16 protein-coding genes are annotated in these 16,309 nt (G+C 68.7%); 10 read left to right on the top strand and 6 right to left on the bottom strand.

Annotation, left to right across the window (positions count from 1 at the left end; genetic code table 11):
- Positions 1-81: 81 nt before the first annotated feature.
- The 3 genes from leuS to P1L40_RS09250 are packed head-to-tail and all read left to right on the top strand — an operon-like array spanning position 82 to position 5,652.
- Positions 82-2,736 carry a leucine--tRNA ligase gene (gene leuS, locus P1L40_RS09260; RefSeq protein ID WP_284011046.1) on the top strand — a complete coding sequence of 885 codons (2,655 nt, stop codon included), beginning with the start codon at positions 82-84 and terminating at the stop codon, positions 2,734-2,736.
- 44 nt (positions 2,737-2,780) lie between these two features.
- Positions 2,781-3,698 (top strand): MBL fold metallo-hydrolase, encoded by a 918-nt coding sequence (locus tag P1L40_RS09255; RefSeq protein WP_284011045.1) that lies wholly within the window; start codon positions 2,781-2,783, stop codon positions 3,696-3,698.
- 49 nt (positions 3,699-3,747) lie between these two features.
- Positions 3,748-5,652 carry a cation:proton antiporter domain-containing protein gene (locus P1L40_RS09250; RefSeq protein ID WP_284011044.1) on the top strand — a complete coding sequence of 635 codons (1,905 nt, stop codon included), beginning with the start codon at positions 3,748-3,750 and terminating at the stop codon, positions 5,650-5,652.
- On the opposite strand, the gene P1L40_RS09245 is transcribed toward P1L40_RS09250, so the two are convergent.
- Positions 5,649-6,071 carry a PaaI family thioesterase gene (locus P1L40_RS09245; RefSeq protein ID WP_284011043.1) on the bottom strand — a complete coding sequence of 141 codons (423 nt, stop codon included), beginning with the start codon at positions 6,069-6,071 and terminating at the stop codon, positions 5,649-5,651. The genes P1L40_RS09250 and P1L40_RS09245 overlap by 4 nt on opposite strands.
- Before the next feature lie 115 nt (positions 6,072-6,186).
- Between P1L40_RS09245 and P1L40_RS09240 the strand changes: the two genes are divergently transcribed.
- A complete protein-coding gene (locus P1L40_RS09240) occupies positions 6,187-7,230 on the top strand; it encodes a TrmB family transcriptional regulator (protein ID WP_284011042.1) in 1,044 nt (347 codons plus the stop codon).
- 73 nt (positions 7,231-7,303) lie between these two features.
- Complete coding sequence (locus tag P1L40_RS09235) at positions 7,304-7,477, top strand: hypothetical protein (protein ID WP_284011041.1); 174 nt, start codon at positions 7,304-7,306, stop codon at positions 7,475-7,477.
- Between the two features lie 50 nt (positions 7,478-7,527).
- On the opposite strand, the gene P1L40_RS09230 is transcribed toward P1L40_RS09235, so the two are convergent.
- From P1L40_RS09230 to P1L40_RS09220, 3 genes are all read right to left on the bottom strand, one after another.
- Positions 7,528-8,661 (bottom strand): thiolase family protein, encoded by a 1,134-nt coding sequence (locus P1L40_RS09230; RefSeq protein WP_284011040.1) that lies wholly within the window; start codon positions 8,659-8,661, stop codon positions 7,528-7,530.
- A gap of 75 nt (positions 8,662-8,736) precedes the next feature.
- Positions 8,737-9,204, bottom strand: coding sequence for a pyridoxamine 5'-phosphate oxidase family protein (locus P1L40_RS09225; RefSeq protein WP_284011039.1), 468 nt, complete (start codon positions 9,202-9,204; stop codon positions 8,737-8,739).
- Positions 9,205-9,275: 71 nt separating this feature from the next.
- Positions 9,276-10,838: a YegP family protein gene (locus tag P1L40_RS09220; RefSeq protein ID WP_284011053.1), complete on the bottom strand. Its 1,563-nt coding sequence runs from the start codon at positions 10,836-10,838 to the stop codon at positions 9,276-9,278.
- Between the two features lie 120 nt (positions 10,839-10,958).
- Here P1L40_RS09220 and P1L40_RS09215 point away from each other — a divergent pair, with 120 nt between their 5' ends.
- Both P1L40_RS09215 and P1L40_RS09210 read left to right on the top strand, forming a co-directional pair.
- Complete coding sequence (locus P1L40_RS09215) at positions 10,959-12,302, top strand: ATP-binding protein (protein WP_284011038.1); 1,344 nt, start codon at positions 10,959-10,961, stop codon at positions 12,300-12,302.
- Positions 12,303-12,344: 42 nt separating this feature from the next.
- On the top strand, positions 12,345-12,620 hold the full coding sequence (locus P1L40_RS09210) for a hypothetical protein (protein WP_284011037.1): 276 nt from the start codon (positions 12,345-12,347) through the stop codon (positions 12,618-12,620).
- Positions 12,621-12,624: 4 nt separating this feature from the next.
- Here P1L40_RS09210 and P1L40_RS09205 read toward each other — a convergent pair whose 3' ends face one another.
- The gene (locus tag P1L40_RS09205) at positions 12,625-13,065 is read right to left on the bottom strand and encodes a universal stress protein (protein WP_284011036.1); all 441 of its coding nucleotides are present in this window, start codon (positions 13,063-13,065) and stop codon (positions 12,625-12,627) included.
- Positions 13,066-13,148: 83 nt separating this feature from the next.
- Between P1L40_RS09205 and P1L40_RS09200 the strand changes: the two genes are divergently transcribed.
- Positions 13,149-14,021: an MBL fold metallo-hydrolase gene (locus tag P1L40_RS09200; RefSeq protein WP_284011035.1), complete on the top strand. Its 873-nt coding sequence runs from the start codon at positions 13,149-13,151 to the stop codon at positions 14,019-14,021.
- Positions 14,022-14,321: 300 nt separating this feature from the next.
- Here P1L40_RS09200 and P1L40_RS09195 read toward each other — a convergent pair whose 3' ends face one another.
- Positions 14,322-15,395 carry a DUF5787 family protein gene (locus tag P1L40_RS09195; protein ID WP_284011034.1) on the bottom strand — a complete coding sequence of 358 codons (1,074 nt, stop codon included), beginning with the start codon at positions 15,393-15,395 and terminating at the stop codon, positions 14,322-14,324.
- A 142-nt stretch (positions 15,396-15,537) separates the two neighbouring features.
- Here P1L40_RS09195 and P1L40_RS09190 point away from each other — a divergent pair, with 142 nt between their 5' ends.
- Positions 15,538-15,939, top strand: coding sequence for a response regulator (locus P1L40_RS09190; RefSeq protein WP_284011033.1), 402 nt, complete (start codon positions 15,538-15,540; stop codon positions 15,937-15,939).
- Between the two features lie 49 nt (positions 15,940-15,988).
- On the top strand, positions 15,989-16,294 hold the full coding sequence (locus P1L40_RS09185; RefSeq protein WP_284011032.1) for a hypothetical protein: 306 nt from the start codon (positions 15,989-15,991) through the stop codon (positions 16,292-16,294).
- The last annotated feature ends 15 nt before the right edge of the window (positions 16,295-16,309 follow it).

Genomic DNA, 16,309 nt, shown 5'->3' with positions numbered 1-16,309 from the left:
GGCTCGGTCCACGGATCACGGAGTCGACAGCCTCGCCGGCCGAACACTCATGTGGACGGCCGGCGGAGGCTACGGTATCGAATGGCTCGTCGCTACGACCACACGCGGGTCCAGGAGTACTGGCAACACGTCTGGGAGCGGGAGGGCGTCTACGACTGTCCCGACGACGCTACCGACCCGACCTACGTCCTGGGGATGTTCCCCTACACGTCGGGATCGCTCCACATGGGCCACATCCGCAACTACGCGATCACCGACGCCTACGCCCGCTATCGCCGGATGGACGGTGACGATGTTCTCCACCCGATGGGGTGGGACGCCTTCGGGCTGCCGGCCGAGAACGCCGCCTACCAACGGGACACCGACCCCGAGTCCTGGACTCGCTCGTGTATCGAGCGGATGCGCGACGACCTAGAAGAGATGGGCTTTGGCTACGACTGGTCCCGGGAGATCACCACCTGTGATCCCGACTACTACCGGTGGAACCAGTGGCTGTTCACCCGCTTCTACGACGAGGGACTCGTCGAGTACGACGCCGCGACGGTCAACTGGTGTCCCGACTGCGAGACGGTGCTGGCCGACGCCCAGGTCGAACGACCCGAGGGGAGCGAGCGCCACCGGAGCCACGGTCCCGGCCACGGCGACGACCGCGGGGTCTGCTGGCGCTGTGGCACCGGCGTCGAACAGCGTGATCTCGACCAGTGGTTCTTCACGATCACCGACTACGCCGACGAACTCTACGACGGCCTGGACGACCTCGACGGGTGGCCCGAAGGCGTCCGGGACAGCCAGCGCAACTGGATCGGCCGCCAGGAGGGCGCCCGCGTCGCCTTCGAGACCGACGCCGGCCCGATCGAGGCGTTCACGACCCGGCTGGACACCGTCTACGGCGCGACCTACCTCGCGCTCTCGCCGGGCCACGACCTCGCCCGTGAACTGGCCGCCGCGGACGAGGCCGTGGCCGACTACGTCGAGTCGGTCGCCGACGCCGACGACGCCGGCCTGTCCGGCGTCGAGACCGACCTCACGGCGACCCACCCCTACACCGGCGAGGAGCTGCCGGTGTACGTCGCAGCCTACGTCTTAGACGACGTGGGGACCGGCGCGGTGATGGGTGTCCCGGCCCACAACGAGCGGGACCACGCCTTCGCCGGCGAGCACGACCTCCCGGTCGAGCAGGTCGTCGAACCCGTCGACGGCACCGGAACGAACCTCCCGGGGGAACCGTACACCGACGACGGGATGCTCACCGCAAGCGGGGAGTACGACGGGCTGGCGAGCACGGCCGCCCGCGACCGTCTGCTGGCTCACGACACCGCCGAGGCGGCGACCACCTACCGCCTGCGGGACTGGCTCATCTCCCGGCAGCGCTACTGGGGGACGCCGATCCCCGTCGTCCACTGTGCGGACTGTGGACACGTTCCGGTCCCCGATGAGGACCTCCCCGTCGAACTGCCGGAGTACGTCCAGACGACCGGGAACCCGCTCGACGCCGCCGAGGAGTGGAAACAGACGACCTGTCCGGACTGTGGGGCCGACGCGGTGCGGGAGACCGACACGATGGACACGTTCGTCGACTCCTCGTGGTACTTCCTGCGCTATCTCTCGCCCCACTTCGACGACGCCCCCTTCGACCAGGCGACCGCCGACGAGTGGCTTCCCGTGGACGTGTACGTCGGCGGCGAGGAACACGCCGTGCTCCACCTGCTGTACATCCGGTTTTTCACCCGCGCGCTCGCGGACCTGGGACTGCTGGACCGGCGGGAACCGGTCGACCGGCTCATCAACCAGGGGACGGTGCTGCACGGCGGCGAGAAGATGTCCAAGTCGAAGGGCAACGACATCGCGCCCCACGAGTACGGCGCCGAGACGACCCGGCTGTTCGTCCTCTCTGCGGCCCACCCGGCCCAGGACTTCGAGTGGACGGTCAAGGACGTGTCGACGGCCTACGACTTCCAGCAGACTCTCTACGGGATGGCAACCGACTTCGCCGAGGGGACGGGCCGGACCGACAGCGCCGACCACGACGCCTACCTCGAACGCGAGATCGACCGCACCATCGCCGCTGTCACCGAGGAGTACGAGCGGTTCCGCTTCCACCGCGTCGTCAGCGAACTCCAGCGGTTCGCGCGCCTGTTGCGCCGGTACGCCAGCTACGACGAGCCCTATCGGTTCGCCTACGGGCGGGCGCTGCGCGTACTGACGAAACTGGTCGCCCCGATCGCCCCGTATCTCGCCGAGGAGATGTGGCTCACCCTGGACGAGGAAGGCCCGGTCGCGGCCGCCGACTGGCCCGAGTCGCTGCGGGATGTCGAACACTACCGTATCGAGCGCCAGCTCGTCCGGACGACGCTCGACGACGTTCGGGACATCACCGAGGTGGTCGACATCGACGATCCCGAGACGATCGAACTCGTCGTCGCGCCCGACTGGCAGTACGACGCCTACGAGATCGCCCGCGCGGCCGATCCCGGCGACGCCATCGTCGGCGCCATCATGGACGACGAGCGGATCAGGGAGCATGGCGACGCCGCGGCCGACTACGCCGCCGACCTGGCCGCGGAGGGTGCCGGGCTGGAACCGATCGTCGACGGCGACCGGGAACTCGCCGTGTTGGAGCAGGCCCGCTGGCTGTTCGAAGACGAGTTCGGTGCCGACGTGACTGTCCGACGGGGCGGCGACGACGACCTCGCCCGGAAGGCCCGGCCGAACAAGCCCGCCATCCACATCTCCTGACCGGGGTCGCAACGGTTTTCCCGCCGCCGGCCGCCATCCGAGCTATGGCAATCGGTGACGTGTTCGAGGCCGACGACTGTGCGGATGTCTACTACGTCGACACCGGGATGTACGATGTCGAGGAATACGGCTCGGTGTACATCGTCGACGCCGAGCGGCCGGCGCTCGTGGACACGGGCATCGGCACCCGCTACGAGAACATCCTCGATGCGATGGACGAGGTCGGGGTCGCTCCCGAGGCCCTCGAAACGATCGCGGTGACACACGTCCATCTGGACCACGCCGGCGGGGCCGGCTACCTTGCGGAGGCGTGCCCGAACGCCACGGTCTACGTCCACGAGTCGGGCGCGCGCCACCTCGTCGACCCCGGCCGACTCTGGGAGGGGACCAAACAGGCCGTCGGCGACCAGATCCAGTACTACGTCGAACCGGAACCGGTCCCCGAAGAGCGCATCGAGACGGTCGAAGACGGCGACGAGATCGACCTGGGCGATCACACCTTCGAAGTGATCCACGCGCCGGGCCACGCCCCCCACCAGGTCGTCTTCCACGACCCGACCATCGACGGGGTGTTCACGGCCGACGCCGCCGGCATCTACACGCCCTCGACCGACGAGGTCCACGTCACGAGCCCGCCGGTGAACTTCGAACTGGAGACGGCGCTCGAAGATGTCGAACGGCTCCAGGAGATCGACCCCGAGACGCTGCTGTACGGCCACTTCGGCCCCGCCCCGACCGACGACCGGCTGGCGGTGTACGCCGACAAACTGTCGGAGTGGGTCGCCGACGTGGCGACGGTCCGTGCCGACCGCGAGGACGACCAGGCGGTCGTCGACCACTTCGTCGAGACCGTCACGACTCCCGATGTCTGGAGCGACCACAAGGCACGGGCGGAGGTGGCGATGAACGTCCGTGGCGTGCTGGTCGCGCTGGACCGGCGCGACACCGAGCACGGCGAGTAGACGCGTTTATCAGTAGGCCGTCCGTCACCCGGGACGATGGAGGACACCAGTGGCTGGTAGCTCCGCCCTACTGATTCCACTCGTCGCCGGTATCATCGGACTCGGTGTGCTCGCACAGGTCGCGGCCGCCCGGCTCAGGGTCCCGAGTATCATCTTCTACTTGCTCGTCGGAATCATCATCGGGCAACCCGGACTGGGGATCATCGGCAGCGGCACCTTCGGCGGTGCCCTGTCGGCGATCGTCGGCCTGGCCGTCGCGATCATCGTCTTCGAGGGGGCCTACCACCTCCGGTTCGAGCGTATCCGCGAGGCCCCTGCGGCGACGTTCCGGCTCGTGACACTGGGCGCGGTCATCGCCCTCGTCGGCACCGCTATCGCGGTCAAGTTCGCGTTCGACGACCCGGCCGTCTCCTGGAACCTCGCGGTGCTCATCGGCGCCCTGCTAGTGGCGACGGGGCCGACGGTCATCACGCCGATCCTGAGCGTCGTCCCGGTCCGGGACCGGGTCGCGACCGCCCTGGAGACGGAGGGGATCGTCAACGACGTGACCGCCGCGATCATCGCCGTGGTCGTCTTCGAGACGGTCAACCCCGCCACGACCAGCGAGGGACTGATCCAGGCGTTCGCGCTCCGACTGGGGACCGGCCTGCTGGTCGGCCTCGTCGTCGCCGGGCTGTTGTACTACCTCCTGCAGTACATCGACCTCTCGCCAAGCGACGCACCGCGGAACGCCCGGCTGTTGACGCTCGCCGGCGCGCTGGTCGCCTACGCCGTGGCCAACACCATCGCGACCGAGGCGGGCGTCGCCGCGGCCGCCACCGCCGGGATCGCGCTCGGTAACATCGACCACCCCTACGAGGAGGACATCGAGGAGTTCAAAGGCGACATCACGCTGCTGGTCCTCTCGTTCGTGTTCATCGCGCTGGCCGCCCAACTGAGCCTGGACGCCCTGATCGATGTCGGACTGGCGGGGATCGTCGTCGTCGCCGCCGTCGCCTTGCTCATCCGCCCGCTGCTCGTGTTCATCTCGACGGCCGGGGACCGGTTCACGCGGGGCGAGAAGCTGTTCGTCAGTTTCGTCGGGCCACGCGGGATCATCCCGGCGTCGGTCGCGACGCTGTTCGCCGTCGAACTGAACACCGTCGCCGAGGAGGTCGGCGGTGCGCAGGCGGAACTGCTGGCCACACAGGCGGAGATCCTGCTGGGGACCGTCTTCCTGGTCATCTTCGTGACCGCGCTGTTCGAGGGCGGTCTCGCGCGCTACATCGCGGAATATCTGGACGTGATACCAATGAGAGTCATCATCGTTGGCGGCGGACAGGTGGGCCGTGCGCTCGCCGAACGCCTCGAAGATCGAGGCGAGAACGTCGTCATCATCGAAGAGGACGAATCGATCGTCGAACGTGCCCGGAACCTGGGGTATGCCGTCGAGATCGGTGACGGTACCGATACCGACGTGTTACGCTCTGCCGGGGCCGAGAACGCCAAGACCGTGGTCGCGGCCACCGGCGACGACGACGCGAACCTGCTGGTGTCCCAACTGGCCAGTTCGAAGTTCGATGTCGAGCGGGTCATCGCTCGCGCGAACAACCCCGACAACGTCGAGGCCTTCGAGGACCTGGGCGTGCGGACCATCTCCTCGGCGATGGCGACCGCCTGGGCCATCGACAACCAGATCGAGCGGCCGGCGATCGCCCACTGGATGACCGACGTGGGCCGGACCGGCGACGTACAGGAGGTCGAACTGACGAACTCGGACCTCGTCGGCAAGTCCGTCCGTGAGGTCGGGCCGATGCTCCCCGAAGCGTGTCTCATCGCGCTGGTCAGCGGCGAGAACTTCGAGGAAGCACAGGTTCCGACGGCCGACTACGTCCTTCAGGACGGCGATATGGTGACGCTGCTGGGTCGCCGTGAGTCCGTCCGTGACGGAATGAAACTGGTCGGCAGCGACTAAGCGTCCTCGTGTCGCCAGGGCGATCCGTCGCCCTCGCCGCTCGTCTTGTACGTCCCGCGAGCCGTCGCGACGTGGTGGTCGTCGGCGTCGTACACGTCGATGTCGACGACGGCGACGCTCCCGCCCATCCGGACCACCTCGGCCTCGGCGTGGAGGTCCGCCGTCGCCGGCGCGAGATAGTCGATCCGCATGTCGACGGTCGGCGAGATCGTCCCCGACAGCGAGACGACGGCCGCGCCGCCGACGGTGTCGACCAGCGAGTACGTCACGCCGCCGTGTGCGATCTGTTTCGCCGGGTTCGAGGAGTGTTCGTCCGCCAGCGGGAGCCGTCCCTCGGCGTGGCCCTCTTCGACGGTGGTGAGTTCCATTCCCAGCTCCTCGACGAACGGCAACTCGTTGAAGATTCCCTGAACGTCCATACGGTCACGACGACAGCGAGCGGTAAAAGCCCGTGAGAATTCGGAGCAACGTGTCAGTCGTGGTACCGAACGTCACCGTCGATGGACTGAAGGCGTCGGCCACGCCATTGCGTGCATGGCGGAGACGGTAGCGCAGTTGACCCGGTTCGGGCTCTCGGAGACGGAGGCACGCACGTACGTCGCGGTGTTGGAACGGGGTTCCGCGACCATCGCGGAGCTCAGTACGGCGACCGACATCTCGACGGGCTACGTCTACGACCTCGTCGAGAGCTTAGAGGACCGCGGGCTCGTCGTCGTCGACGATCACCGCACGCCGACACAGGTCCGGGCGGTCGACCCGGAGTCGGCCATCGAGTCGATGACCGACGAGCTCTCGGAACTGGCGACCGACCTCGCCAAGCGCCACACCGAGACGGAACCGGACTACCCCGCGGTCGAACTCGTCCGGACGCGGGAGACCCTCTACGACCGCCTGGAACGGCTCATCGAGGACGCCGAGCAGGAGGTGTTCCTGTCGGTTCCCGCGCCCGCGATCAGCCGCCTCGCGGCGCCGCTCGAACGCGCCGTCCACCGGGGCGTGTTCGTCGCCGTCCTGCTGGGGACGGCCGGGATCGACGACCGTGTCGATGTCGAGCAGATCGCCAGCGGGGCACACGCCGTCCGGACGTGGGAGGCGACCGTCGCGAGTCTGGCCGCCGCCGACGGGCGTGTCTCGATCACCAGCGACTCCTCGCTGTTGCACGGCAAACACCGTCAGGGGGAGTACGGCCTCGCGATCGAACAGAGCCCGAAAAACGCCATCGCGATCCTCTCGCAGTGGTCGAACTTCTGGGCGGCCGGCGACCAGGTCTACCGCGCCGACTGCCCCTCGCTTCCACTGGAGCGGGTGTCGTTTCGCCACGGGCTGTTCGCCGTCGCGACCTACCACGACCCCCAGTCGCTGACGGTGACGGCCCACCTCTTCCCGGGACAGGGAGCGGAGACGGTGACGGGGCGAGTCGTCGAGACGAAACAGGGGCTGGTCGAGCCCGCGACAGCCGAGTTCACCGGCCAGAACGGACTCGTCCTCGATGTCGAGGGGACCCACCGCAGCGTCGGCGGCAGCGGCGCCTACACCGAGGACCTGGCCGCCGAACTGCTCTCCGTACGCGAGGAGTGAGCCCTGCCGCGCGACGACGACCCTCTGCTGTGGGATGACAACGGCTATCCCGGTCCTCGCCGATCCCCCTCGTATGAACGCTCTATTCGACAGCCCCGCCGTCCGCTACGGGATGGGCTTTGTCAGCGCGCTGGTCCTCACGTTCGTCGCGTTCGTCTTCCTCTCGGGGCCCCTCCGGTGGGTCGTCCTCGCGCTCGCGGCCTTCGAGGCCGTGTTCGTCCCCCGGATACTCGCCCAGGTCGGGTAGTCGGCCGACCAGGGACAGCCCGTGGTCGGCCGCTCCGCGCGAGCAGCGCGTCAGGGCCGGTGGAACTCGATGGCCGCGCCCTGGCCGAAGCCGACACACTCGGTCGCCAGCCCCAGGTCGGCGTCCCGGCGGTTCATCTCGTGGACGAGCGTCACCGGGAGGCGGGCGCCGCTGGCCCCGAGCGGGTGGCCGATGGCGATGGCGCCGCCGTTGACGTTGAACGCGTCGTCGTCGAAGCCCAGTTCCCGCTGGCAGTACAGCGTCTGGGAGGCGAAGGCCTCGTTCAGTTCGATCAGGTCGTACTCGTCGGTGTCCCGGCCGATCCGTTCGCCCAACTGCCGGACCGCGGGGACCGGCCCGATACCCATGACCGTCGGGTCGACGCCGGCGACCTCGTGGGCGCCGATCTCCGCGAGCACGTCCAGCCCGCGCTCTTCGGCGAACTCCCGGGAGGTGACCATGAGGCCGGCCGCGCCGTCCGAGACCTGCGAGGCGTTGCCCGGCGTGACGGTGCCGTCGGACTTGAAGACGGTCGGCAGGCCGGCGAGCGTCTCCAGGGAGGTGTCACGGCGGATGCCCTCGTCCTCGTCGACGCGGCCCTCGTCGGTCTCGATCGGGACGATCTCGTCGCCGAAGCGACCGTCGTCGGTCGCCGCGGCGGCCCGCTCGTGACTGCGGAGAGCGTACTCGTCCTGTGCTTCGCGTGTGATCTCGTGTTCCTCGGAGACCTTCTCGGCGGTCATCCCCATCTGGAGCTCGCCGATGTTGTACAGCTCTGCCAGCCGCGGGTGGACGTTGTGAGTGTTCTCGCCCATCTTCACCCGGGACATCGACTCGACGCCGCCGGCGATCAGGACCTCGCGTTGCCCCGCGGCGACGGCGTCGGCGGCCCGCATCAGCGCCTCCGCGGAGGACGCACACCAGCGGTTGACCGTCGATCCGGGGACCGACTCGCCCAGGTCAGACAGCAGCGAGATCACGCGGGCGAGGTTGTTCCCCTGTTCGCCTCGTTGCTGGGCACAGCCCCACAGCAGGTCGTCGACCTCGTCAGATTCGACGCCGGTGCTGGCGAGCAACTGGTTGACCAGCGGGATCGACAGATCCTCGCTGCGAACCTCGGCGTACGCGCCGTCCTCTTTCCCCTGTGGCGTCCGCACTGCGTCGACGATGACCGGTGTTGGCATGGCCGACTCAACGCTCCCGCTCGTGTTAAACCCTGACAAACTCCGCACACCCGGTGGGGAGTTGTCGAGCCGGGCTCAGGCCTCGCCAAAGCCCGGCGGCAGCCCCGTGTGTTTGATGCCGTCGCGGTCCTCGATCCGGAACCGATAGACGACGATGTCGTCCGATGCGATGGCCCGCTCGAACACTTCCGGACGCCACGCGCCTTCGAGCACCGTTTCGAGGTCCGCCAGTTCCGACTCGGGGACGGCTTCGGGCCGGCCGGTCAGGACCACGCTCTCCCAGTTGAACATCGACCGAACGTCGTAGACGAGAAAGCCTGCCGTCTCGGCCCGGTCGACGAGCTGTCGCTTCCGGCTGTCAGGGCCGCCGACGAACGTGAAGTACAGCGCCTCGCCGTCGTAGCCGTAGGAGATCGGCACCATGTACGGTGCGTCCTCCGCCGGCAGGCCCAGCACGCCGACGCGCTGGCTTTCGAGGAACGCCTCGATGGCGTCCTCGTCCATCCGCGTGAGTCCCGCCGATTCGAGTGAATCAACTGTCATGTTCGGAACTTCGGGGGAAATCCGCTTAAGTAGTTCGGGCATTCTCCCCAGCGGAGAACGGTCGGTCGGCGTTACTCGGCGGTTTCGGCGCCCGGAGCGTGGCGTTTCACGCCTTCGATGGCGTCGATGGCCTTGTTTCGTTCCGTGTATCCTTCGCCGCTGTCGGCGAGGACGTTCCCGTTCCGGTGGCGCAGTCGCCAGCGCCACTCGTCGGCTTTGTCGGCGAACAGTTCGAAGACGGTGCTCCCGACCGGGAGCAGGCCCGCGTCGGCCGCGTAGTTCTGGACCCGTTCGAGGCCGTCCATGGCCTTACTGCGGTTGCTGTAGCCCTGGCCGCTGTCGGCGACGATCTCGCCGTTTTCGGCCCGGAGCCGCCAGCGCCACTTCCCGGCGGTGTCCTCGTAGACCTCGAAGCCGTCGTCGACGGCCGCCGCCGGTGCCCGCTTCTGGACCCGTTCGGCCGCGCGTCGGGCGCTGGCGCGGGTCGTGTACCCCTCGCCGCTGTCGGCGAGGACGTTGCCGTTGCGGTGGAGCAACCGCCAGCGGAACTCGCCGGCGGCGTCCGGATACACCTCGAATCCGACGGGATCGAGCGTGAGGTAGGGAGCGCCGGCCACGTACGCCTTGACGCCGGCGAGGCCGCGGCGGGCGTTGGACTTCGAGGCGTACCCTTCGCTGCCGTCGGCGATGATGTTCCCGTTGTCGTGACGCAGCCGCCAGCGGAACTCCCCGCCCTTGTCCTCGTAGACCTCGTAGGTCGCCTGGCTCTCTTCGGCCGGAATCTCCGGGACATCCTCGGCCGTGTCGTCCTCCGTGGCGTCCGGGAGGAGCACGACGCCGCCGCCGGCGGCGTTTGCCTGGACGCTGCGCAGGCCCTGCATCGCCTTCTGTCGGGAGGCGTACCCCTGGGCGCTGTCGGCGATGACGTTCGAGTTCCGGTGACGGAGCCGCCAGCGGTACTTCCCGGCCCTGTCCGCGTACACCTCGAAGGTCGCCTTGCTCTCCATCGCGGCCGCGATCGTCTCGTGTGCAGCGGTCAGTTCCGCCTCGGTCGCGTCGAGCACCGTCGCCATCTCCTCGCGTGCGGCGTCGCTGGTGGCCAGTTGCTCGGCCAGCGAGTCGCGTTCCTCGGTCGCCTGCTCGGCCGCCCGAGTCGCCTCACTCGCCGCCGCCGACGATGCCTTCGCCGTCTGCGTGGCGGTTTCGGCGGTCTCACGCATCCGCTCGTACTCTTCCTGTCGGCCGGTCAACAGCGGTGCGACGATGGCGCCGACGGCCGTCAGGAACAGGCCGAGCAGGTACACGGAGATGACGCCGACGTGTCCGGTCGGCCCCGTCCAGTTCGCCGGGTAGACCATCGTGAACCAGACGATCCCGGCCAGACAGACGACCGCCCCGACGTACGAGAGCGTCAGTGCCCGCCGCGACAGCGGTAAGCGGAGCGTCGGCCCAACGATGAGCGAGACGAGACCGATCGCGCCGGCGATGTAGCCCAACTGCCGGGGGAGGGAGTTGTCCGGCGAGAAGTAAAACAGCAGTAGGCCCGCGATACCGAGCAGGATGCCCAGGACGAACAGCCAGTAGCCGTACGCTTCGTCGTCCGTGGTCGGTTCGCCGATCCGCCCGCTGTACATCCGAACGAGGGAGTTTCGAGATGACATAGACGTAATATTCTAAGCGAAACTATATATCTGTTTGCGCTGGTGGGCACGCTCCGAGTCACTTATGCCCGTCGCGGGCCAATCAAAGTGGGAATGAGCAACGCGGAACTGGATGTCGTCGAGTTCCTGCTGACGACAGTCGTCTACACGGACCGGCGGGACCTCGAACCGGACGACCTTCCGGCGGCCTACCGGGCGGTGTTCTGGAGCGACGGGACGATCGAACGACCGCTGTCTGCGACGGAGTCGACCGCCAGCGAAGCGACCGGCGTCGAGCAGCCCTGGGCGACGGTCTCGGGGCTGATGTTCACCGACCGGGACGACTTCTCCGGGACGATGTCGTTCACGAACCGCGAGATGGCCGAGGAGTGGTTCCTCGACCGGGTCGACGCCGACCGTCTCCTGGCCAACCCCGTCCTCGCGGCCGAGTTCGACCGGGAGTTCGACGACCTCGACTACGAGCGGGCACGCGAGCAGAACCGGCCGGCGCGGGCCGACCGGGCCTTCATCGACGCCATGCTGGAGGAGGCGTTCGACACCGAGGACGAGGACGACGAGGAGATGCTCGACCTCGTCGACGTTCGGGCCCCCGAGGAGGTCGAGATGACCCTGAACGACCTCGTGCTCACCCCCGACCAGGAAGGCGAGATCCAGAAGATCGTCAAGGCTATCGAACACCGCGACTACCTCGCCCAGATCGGGCTTCGAGAGATCGGGAAACTCCTCTTCGTCGGGCCGCCCGGCACCGGCAAGACCAGCGTCGCCCGCGCGCTCGCCCACGATCTGGACCTCCCCTTCGTCGAGGTGAAACTGTCGATGATCACCTCCCAGTATCTGGGCGAGACCGCCAAGAACGTCGAGAAGGTCTTCGAGGTCGCCAAACGCCTCTCGCCGTGTATCCTCTTCATGGACGAGTTCGACTTCGTCGCAAAGACCCGCTCGTCGGACGAGCACGCGGCGATCAAGCGGGCGGTCAACACCCTGCTCAAGAGCATCGACGAGATCTCGCTCATCCAGGACGAGGTGTTGCTCATCGGCGCGACCAACCACCCCGACCAACTGGACGCCGCGGCCTGGCGGCGCTTCGACGAGATCGTCAACTTCCCCAAGCCCGACCACGACATGCGCGCGGACATCCTGCGGATCATCACTAGGGAGATGGACATCCTGGATTTCGACCCGGCGACGCTCGCCGATCTGACCGAGGGGCTGACCGGCAGCGACCTCCGACTCGTCCTCCGGGAGGCTGTCCTCGAAGCCCTGACCGAGGAACGGACGACGCTGACCCAGCAGGACCTCGAAGACGCCGTCGCCGACTTCGAGGAGCGTGACAACCTGAAGAACATGGACATGATCGAGGGCGACCACGACGCCCTCGTCGCCGGCGGGGACTTCTCCGGAGGCGACGGCGGCCACGACCACGATCACGACCACTGATCGGGCAGTAACAGCTATCTACCCGATCGTCGTCTGACAGGTATGGCAGACGATGTGTTCACAGACACCGACGAGACGGCCGAGGACTGGGTCGACGTACGGATGACCGACCCCGAGAGAGGCGAGTGGGACATCGACGCGGTGGTCGCGGGCGGACAGGTCGAGTACGTCGACCTGCGGATCGACCCGGCGCTGTTGTCGGGCTTTATCGAGTGTCTCGTCGGCGATGTCGGCGACGAGCGGGCCGCGAGGGTTCTCGCACGGACCGCCGACAGACTGGGGCTCGATCCGGCGACTCTGGGCGACCGCCTGGAGTAGCCCGCTAGGACTCCGGGAGCGACCGGACGAAGACGACATCGTAGGCGTCGTCGGTCCCGATCCGGCCCGAGATGCTCGACAGCGTCGTCGTCAGCCGACCGCCGTCGCCCGAGCCGACGAACACCATCGACGCGCCCGTCCGCTTTGCGAGTTTCCGGATCGGTTTCGCGATGGCGTTGGCCGACGGCGGGCGGCCGGTGGTCTCGTAGCGAAACGACGCGTCCGGTGCAATCTCTGCGACGCGTTCCCGGAGCGCCGTGGCGACCCGCTCGGCGTCGAAGGGCTCGCCGGGGTCGAGCCACCCCACCTCACGGGCGTAGGCGGCGTCCGTCGGGATCACGGTGGCTGCCAGGACGGATTCGCCGACGCCGCTGCCGAGCCTGTCGGCCCGTTCGAGCGCCGCCCGGGAGCGTGGTGAGCCGTCGAACGCGACCAGGAACGTCATGTCGGGAGGGCGGGGCCGGGTCCGCTTAGCACCACCGAACCAAAGCGGGGGGCTTAGGGCCGTCGCCCACACACGGGGAGGTGATGGAGGTCACACTGCTGGGGACCGGCGACACGACCGGGACGCCGACCGTCGACTGTGACTGTGCCACCTGCGAGCGGGCGCGCGAGCCCGACCCGGAGCTGTGCGAGCGCGTCCGCGAGCGCGGCATCGACCCCGCCGGCGGCGTCGAACGGTCACGCTTCTCGGTGTTCGTCCGGAGCGAGAGCGGCGAGTCGCTGCTGATCGACTGCAGCCCCGACTTCCGCCAGCAGTTCCTCGACGCCGACGTTGGCCTGCCCGACGCCGCGCTTGTCACCCACGTCCACTTCGACCACCTCGACGGGCTGGGCAACGCCTACCGCCTGTTCGACGACCTCCCCGTGTACGCCGCCGACGAGACCGATCCCGTGACCGGCGAGAGCGTCGCCGAGGGAATCCGGAGCCGCTACGACTACCTCGACACCGTCTCGGTCGAACCCCGGACACCTCACGACCCGTTCTCGGTCGCGGGTCTGGAGGTGACGCTCGTCCCCGTCGAACACCCGCCGCTTTTGTGTTACGGCCTGCGCATCGAGGAGCCGTCGACGGGCGCCGTCCTCTCGATCTCGGGGGACACCTGCTACGACGTGCCCGACCGATCCCGCGAGGCCCTCTCCGGCGCGGACCTGGGGCTGGTCGAGGGGCTCGTCCACCCCGAAGCCTGTGAATTCCACCCCAAAGGCGGGGCCGACTTCGACGACGAGGGCGTCCCGCGGACCTTCGGTACCAAACACATGACACTCCCCGGCGCCCGCCAGTTCGCCGCCGACATCGGGGCCGAGGAGTACCGCATCGTCCACACCGCCCACTACGTCCCGGCCGACCGCGCGTTCGCCGACGACATCGCCCTGGACGGCGAGCAGTTCTCGCTGTGAGCCGGGCCGGCACTCGGAAGTGAACGAGCCGACCGGCTCGCGAGCAGTCGCCCGCGAACGACTCGCAGCGTGAAACCGACGCTACTCCTTTGTGGGATGCTCACCCAACAGAACGCATGGACAGGCGTGGTATCGCGGAGGTCGTCGGCGCGGCGCTGGTCAGCGGCGGGCTCGCGGTCGCCGGCCTCCGGTTGTTCGCCGGCCGGATCGACTGGGTGCTCGTGGCCGGCCTCGTCGCCACTGTGAGCCTCGCCGCCGCGGCGAACTACCGGGGCCGGACCGGCCACGCCGAACAGGTCGCTACCGAGGCGCCCGACGCGACCGCCCGGGACTTCGAGGCACACGCGCCGGACGCGGCGGGTAACGGCGGCGACCCGTCCGACTCGGCTGCGGCGGAGGCGGCCACCGACCGGGACACCTGACGCTGCCGAAGCGGTCGAGGCCGGACTGCCGGCGGACACGGCCCGACGGGTCGGGCTCCCAGGGCGTCCGCCCGGCACGCAGGCCGTCGCCGTCGAACACGGGTGGGTCGGCGGGGTCGTGACCCTCGCAGTCGGCCCCACACTCGTCGCTCGCCCGGACGGCCCGGCCCAGCCACTCACAGTAGGGTCGGCCGTCGCCGTCGGGCACACACCGGCTACAGGCGGGGTAGTCGAAACTGCGCCACCCTTTCGCGTAGGCGCGCTCGGCCAGCCGACGGCGCGCCCGTGCCTTGGCCGCCGCGTCGACGATCCGGATATCCGTCCGTCCCGGGTGGGAATCGAGGGGTTCGACGCCGGCCTCGTCGGTCGGAAGCGGTGTCGGCTCCCGGACCACCTCGCGGTCGCCGGTCTCGGGGTCGAACCGCCAGACGCCGACGGCTTCCGGGATGCGGTTGAGGTGGGCACGGGTGACGTAGGAGGCCGTCGCCAGCACGACCTCGTCGGCAAGCGCCAGCGACACGTCGGTCCGAAGCTGGGCCTGGAGGTCGCCGGGCCGGTCGAGGTCGGGCTTGTTCTCGATGGCCGTGATCCCGCCGACCCAGTCGGGATAGCGGGTGGTCTGGCGGACGTAGGTGCGGCCGCCGCGGCGTTCGCGCTCGAAGAACCCCCGCTCGACGGCCAGTTCGACGGCTTGCCTGGCGCGGTCGGGATGACAGTCGAACGCGGGCTTCCAGTAGCGGGCCTCGCCCGGTCCCACGTCGGACTCGACGGCGGCCGCCGGGAGCCGTTCGGCGGTGATCGCGGCCCGCTCGTCGAACTCGGGGCCGGGCTCGATCACGACGGTATCGAGCACTCGGCGCCCGTGGACGTGCCCGCCCAGTTGCCGGCTGACGAGATGCCCCGCGCGTTCGAGGTGGGCACACAGCGCCAGTTCGAAGTCGAACTCCCGCACACCCACAGCGAGGGGCGCTGTCGGCAAAAGCAGTCCGCCCTCCGGCGCCGTGCTGGTGTTGTTGAACTGTCTCTTCGTAGTTTTTTCAGCGCGTGAAACCACCGCTGACCGTTTATTATGCGATCTCTCCAACCGAGATCACATGGGGCTGGGTACCGGAGACGCCGACGGCGACGCCGGCGCGCACACGCGGCGCGTGCTCGTCGTCGACGACGAACCGATGGTGGCGACCGCCGTGGCGGAGTACCTCGACGCGGTCGGTGACGCACTGGACGTGGTCCACACGACGGCGCCGACGGCGGCACTCGAACGGCTCGACGGGTCGTTCGATTGGGTGGTGACCGACTACGAGATGCCACGGCTCGACGGACTGGCGCTCATCGAACGGGCCGAGACGGACGCCGAGTTCGTTGTCTTCTCGGGTGTCGACGACGACGCGGTGGTGCGCCAGGCCCGCGAGCGTGGAGCGACCTTCGTCTCGAAGGGTGTCGGCACCGGGCCGTACGACGAACTCGCGACCCTCGTGGCTGGACAGGAGCGCTGACACCGCGGGACAGAAAGCAGTTCATTCGGGCTGTCGACGGACCCGTACGATGAGCGGGTCGCCCGACCACGGTGTGAAACTCGACGGCGTGGCGCTGCGCTGTCCGAACTGTCAGACCGGCCTCGGATCCGACGCGGGCGACGCCTCCAAGAGCGCTAGGCTGGCGGCGCTCCGCGCGCTGCTGATCACGGGCGTCGGTCACGTCTCTCTCGGCGAGATCGCCCGCGGCGTGGGCTGGTTCGTCGGGGGGATCGGCCTCGCCGTGGTGGTCGCGGTGACGGTCCCCGAACTTGGACCGGTGAGCTTCCTGATCCCGGTGGCCGCCGCGGCCGACGCCGACGCCCTGGCGGCCTGAGAGCGACACGGCGGG

The sequence above is a fragment of the Haloarcula pelagica genome, assembly GCF_030127105.1.
Lineage (GTDB): Archaea > Halobacteriota > Halobacteria > Halobacteriales > Haloarculaceae > Haloarcula > Haloarcula pelagica.
Note: the sequence above shows the minus strand (reverse complement) of the source record. Positions and strands in the feature narration are given on the sequence as shown.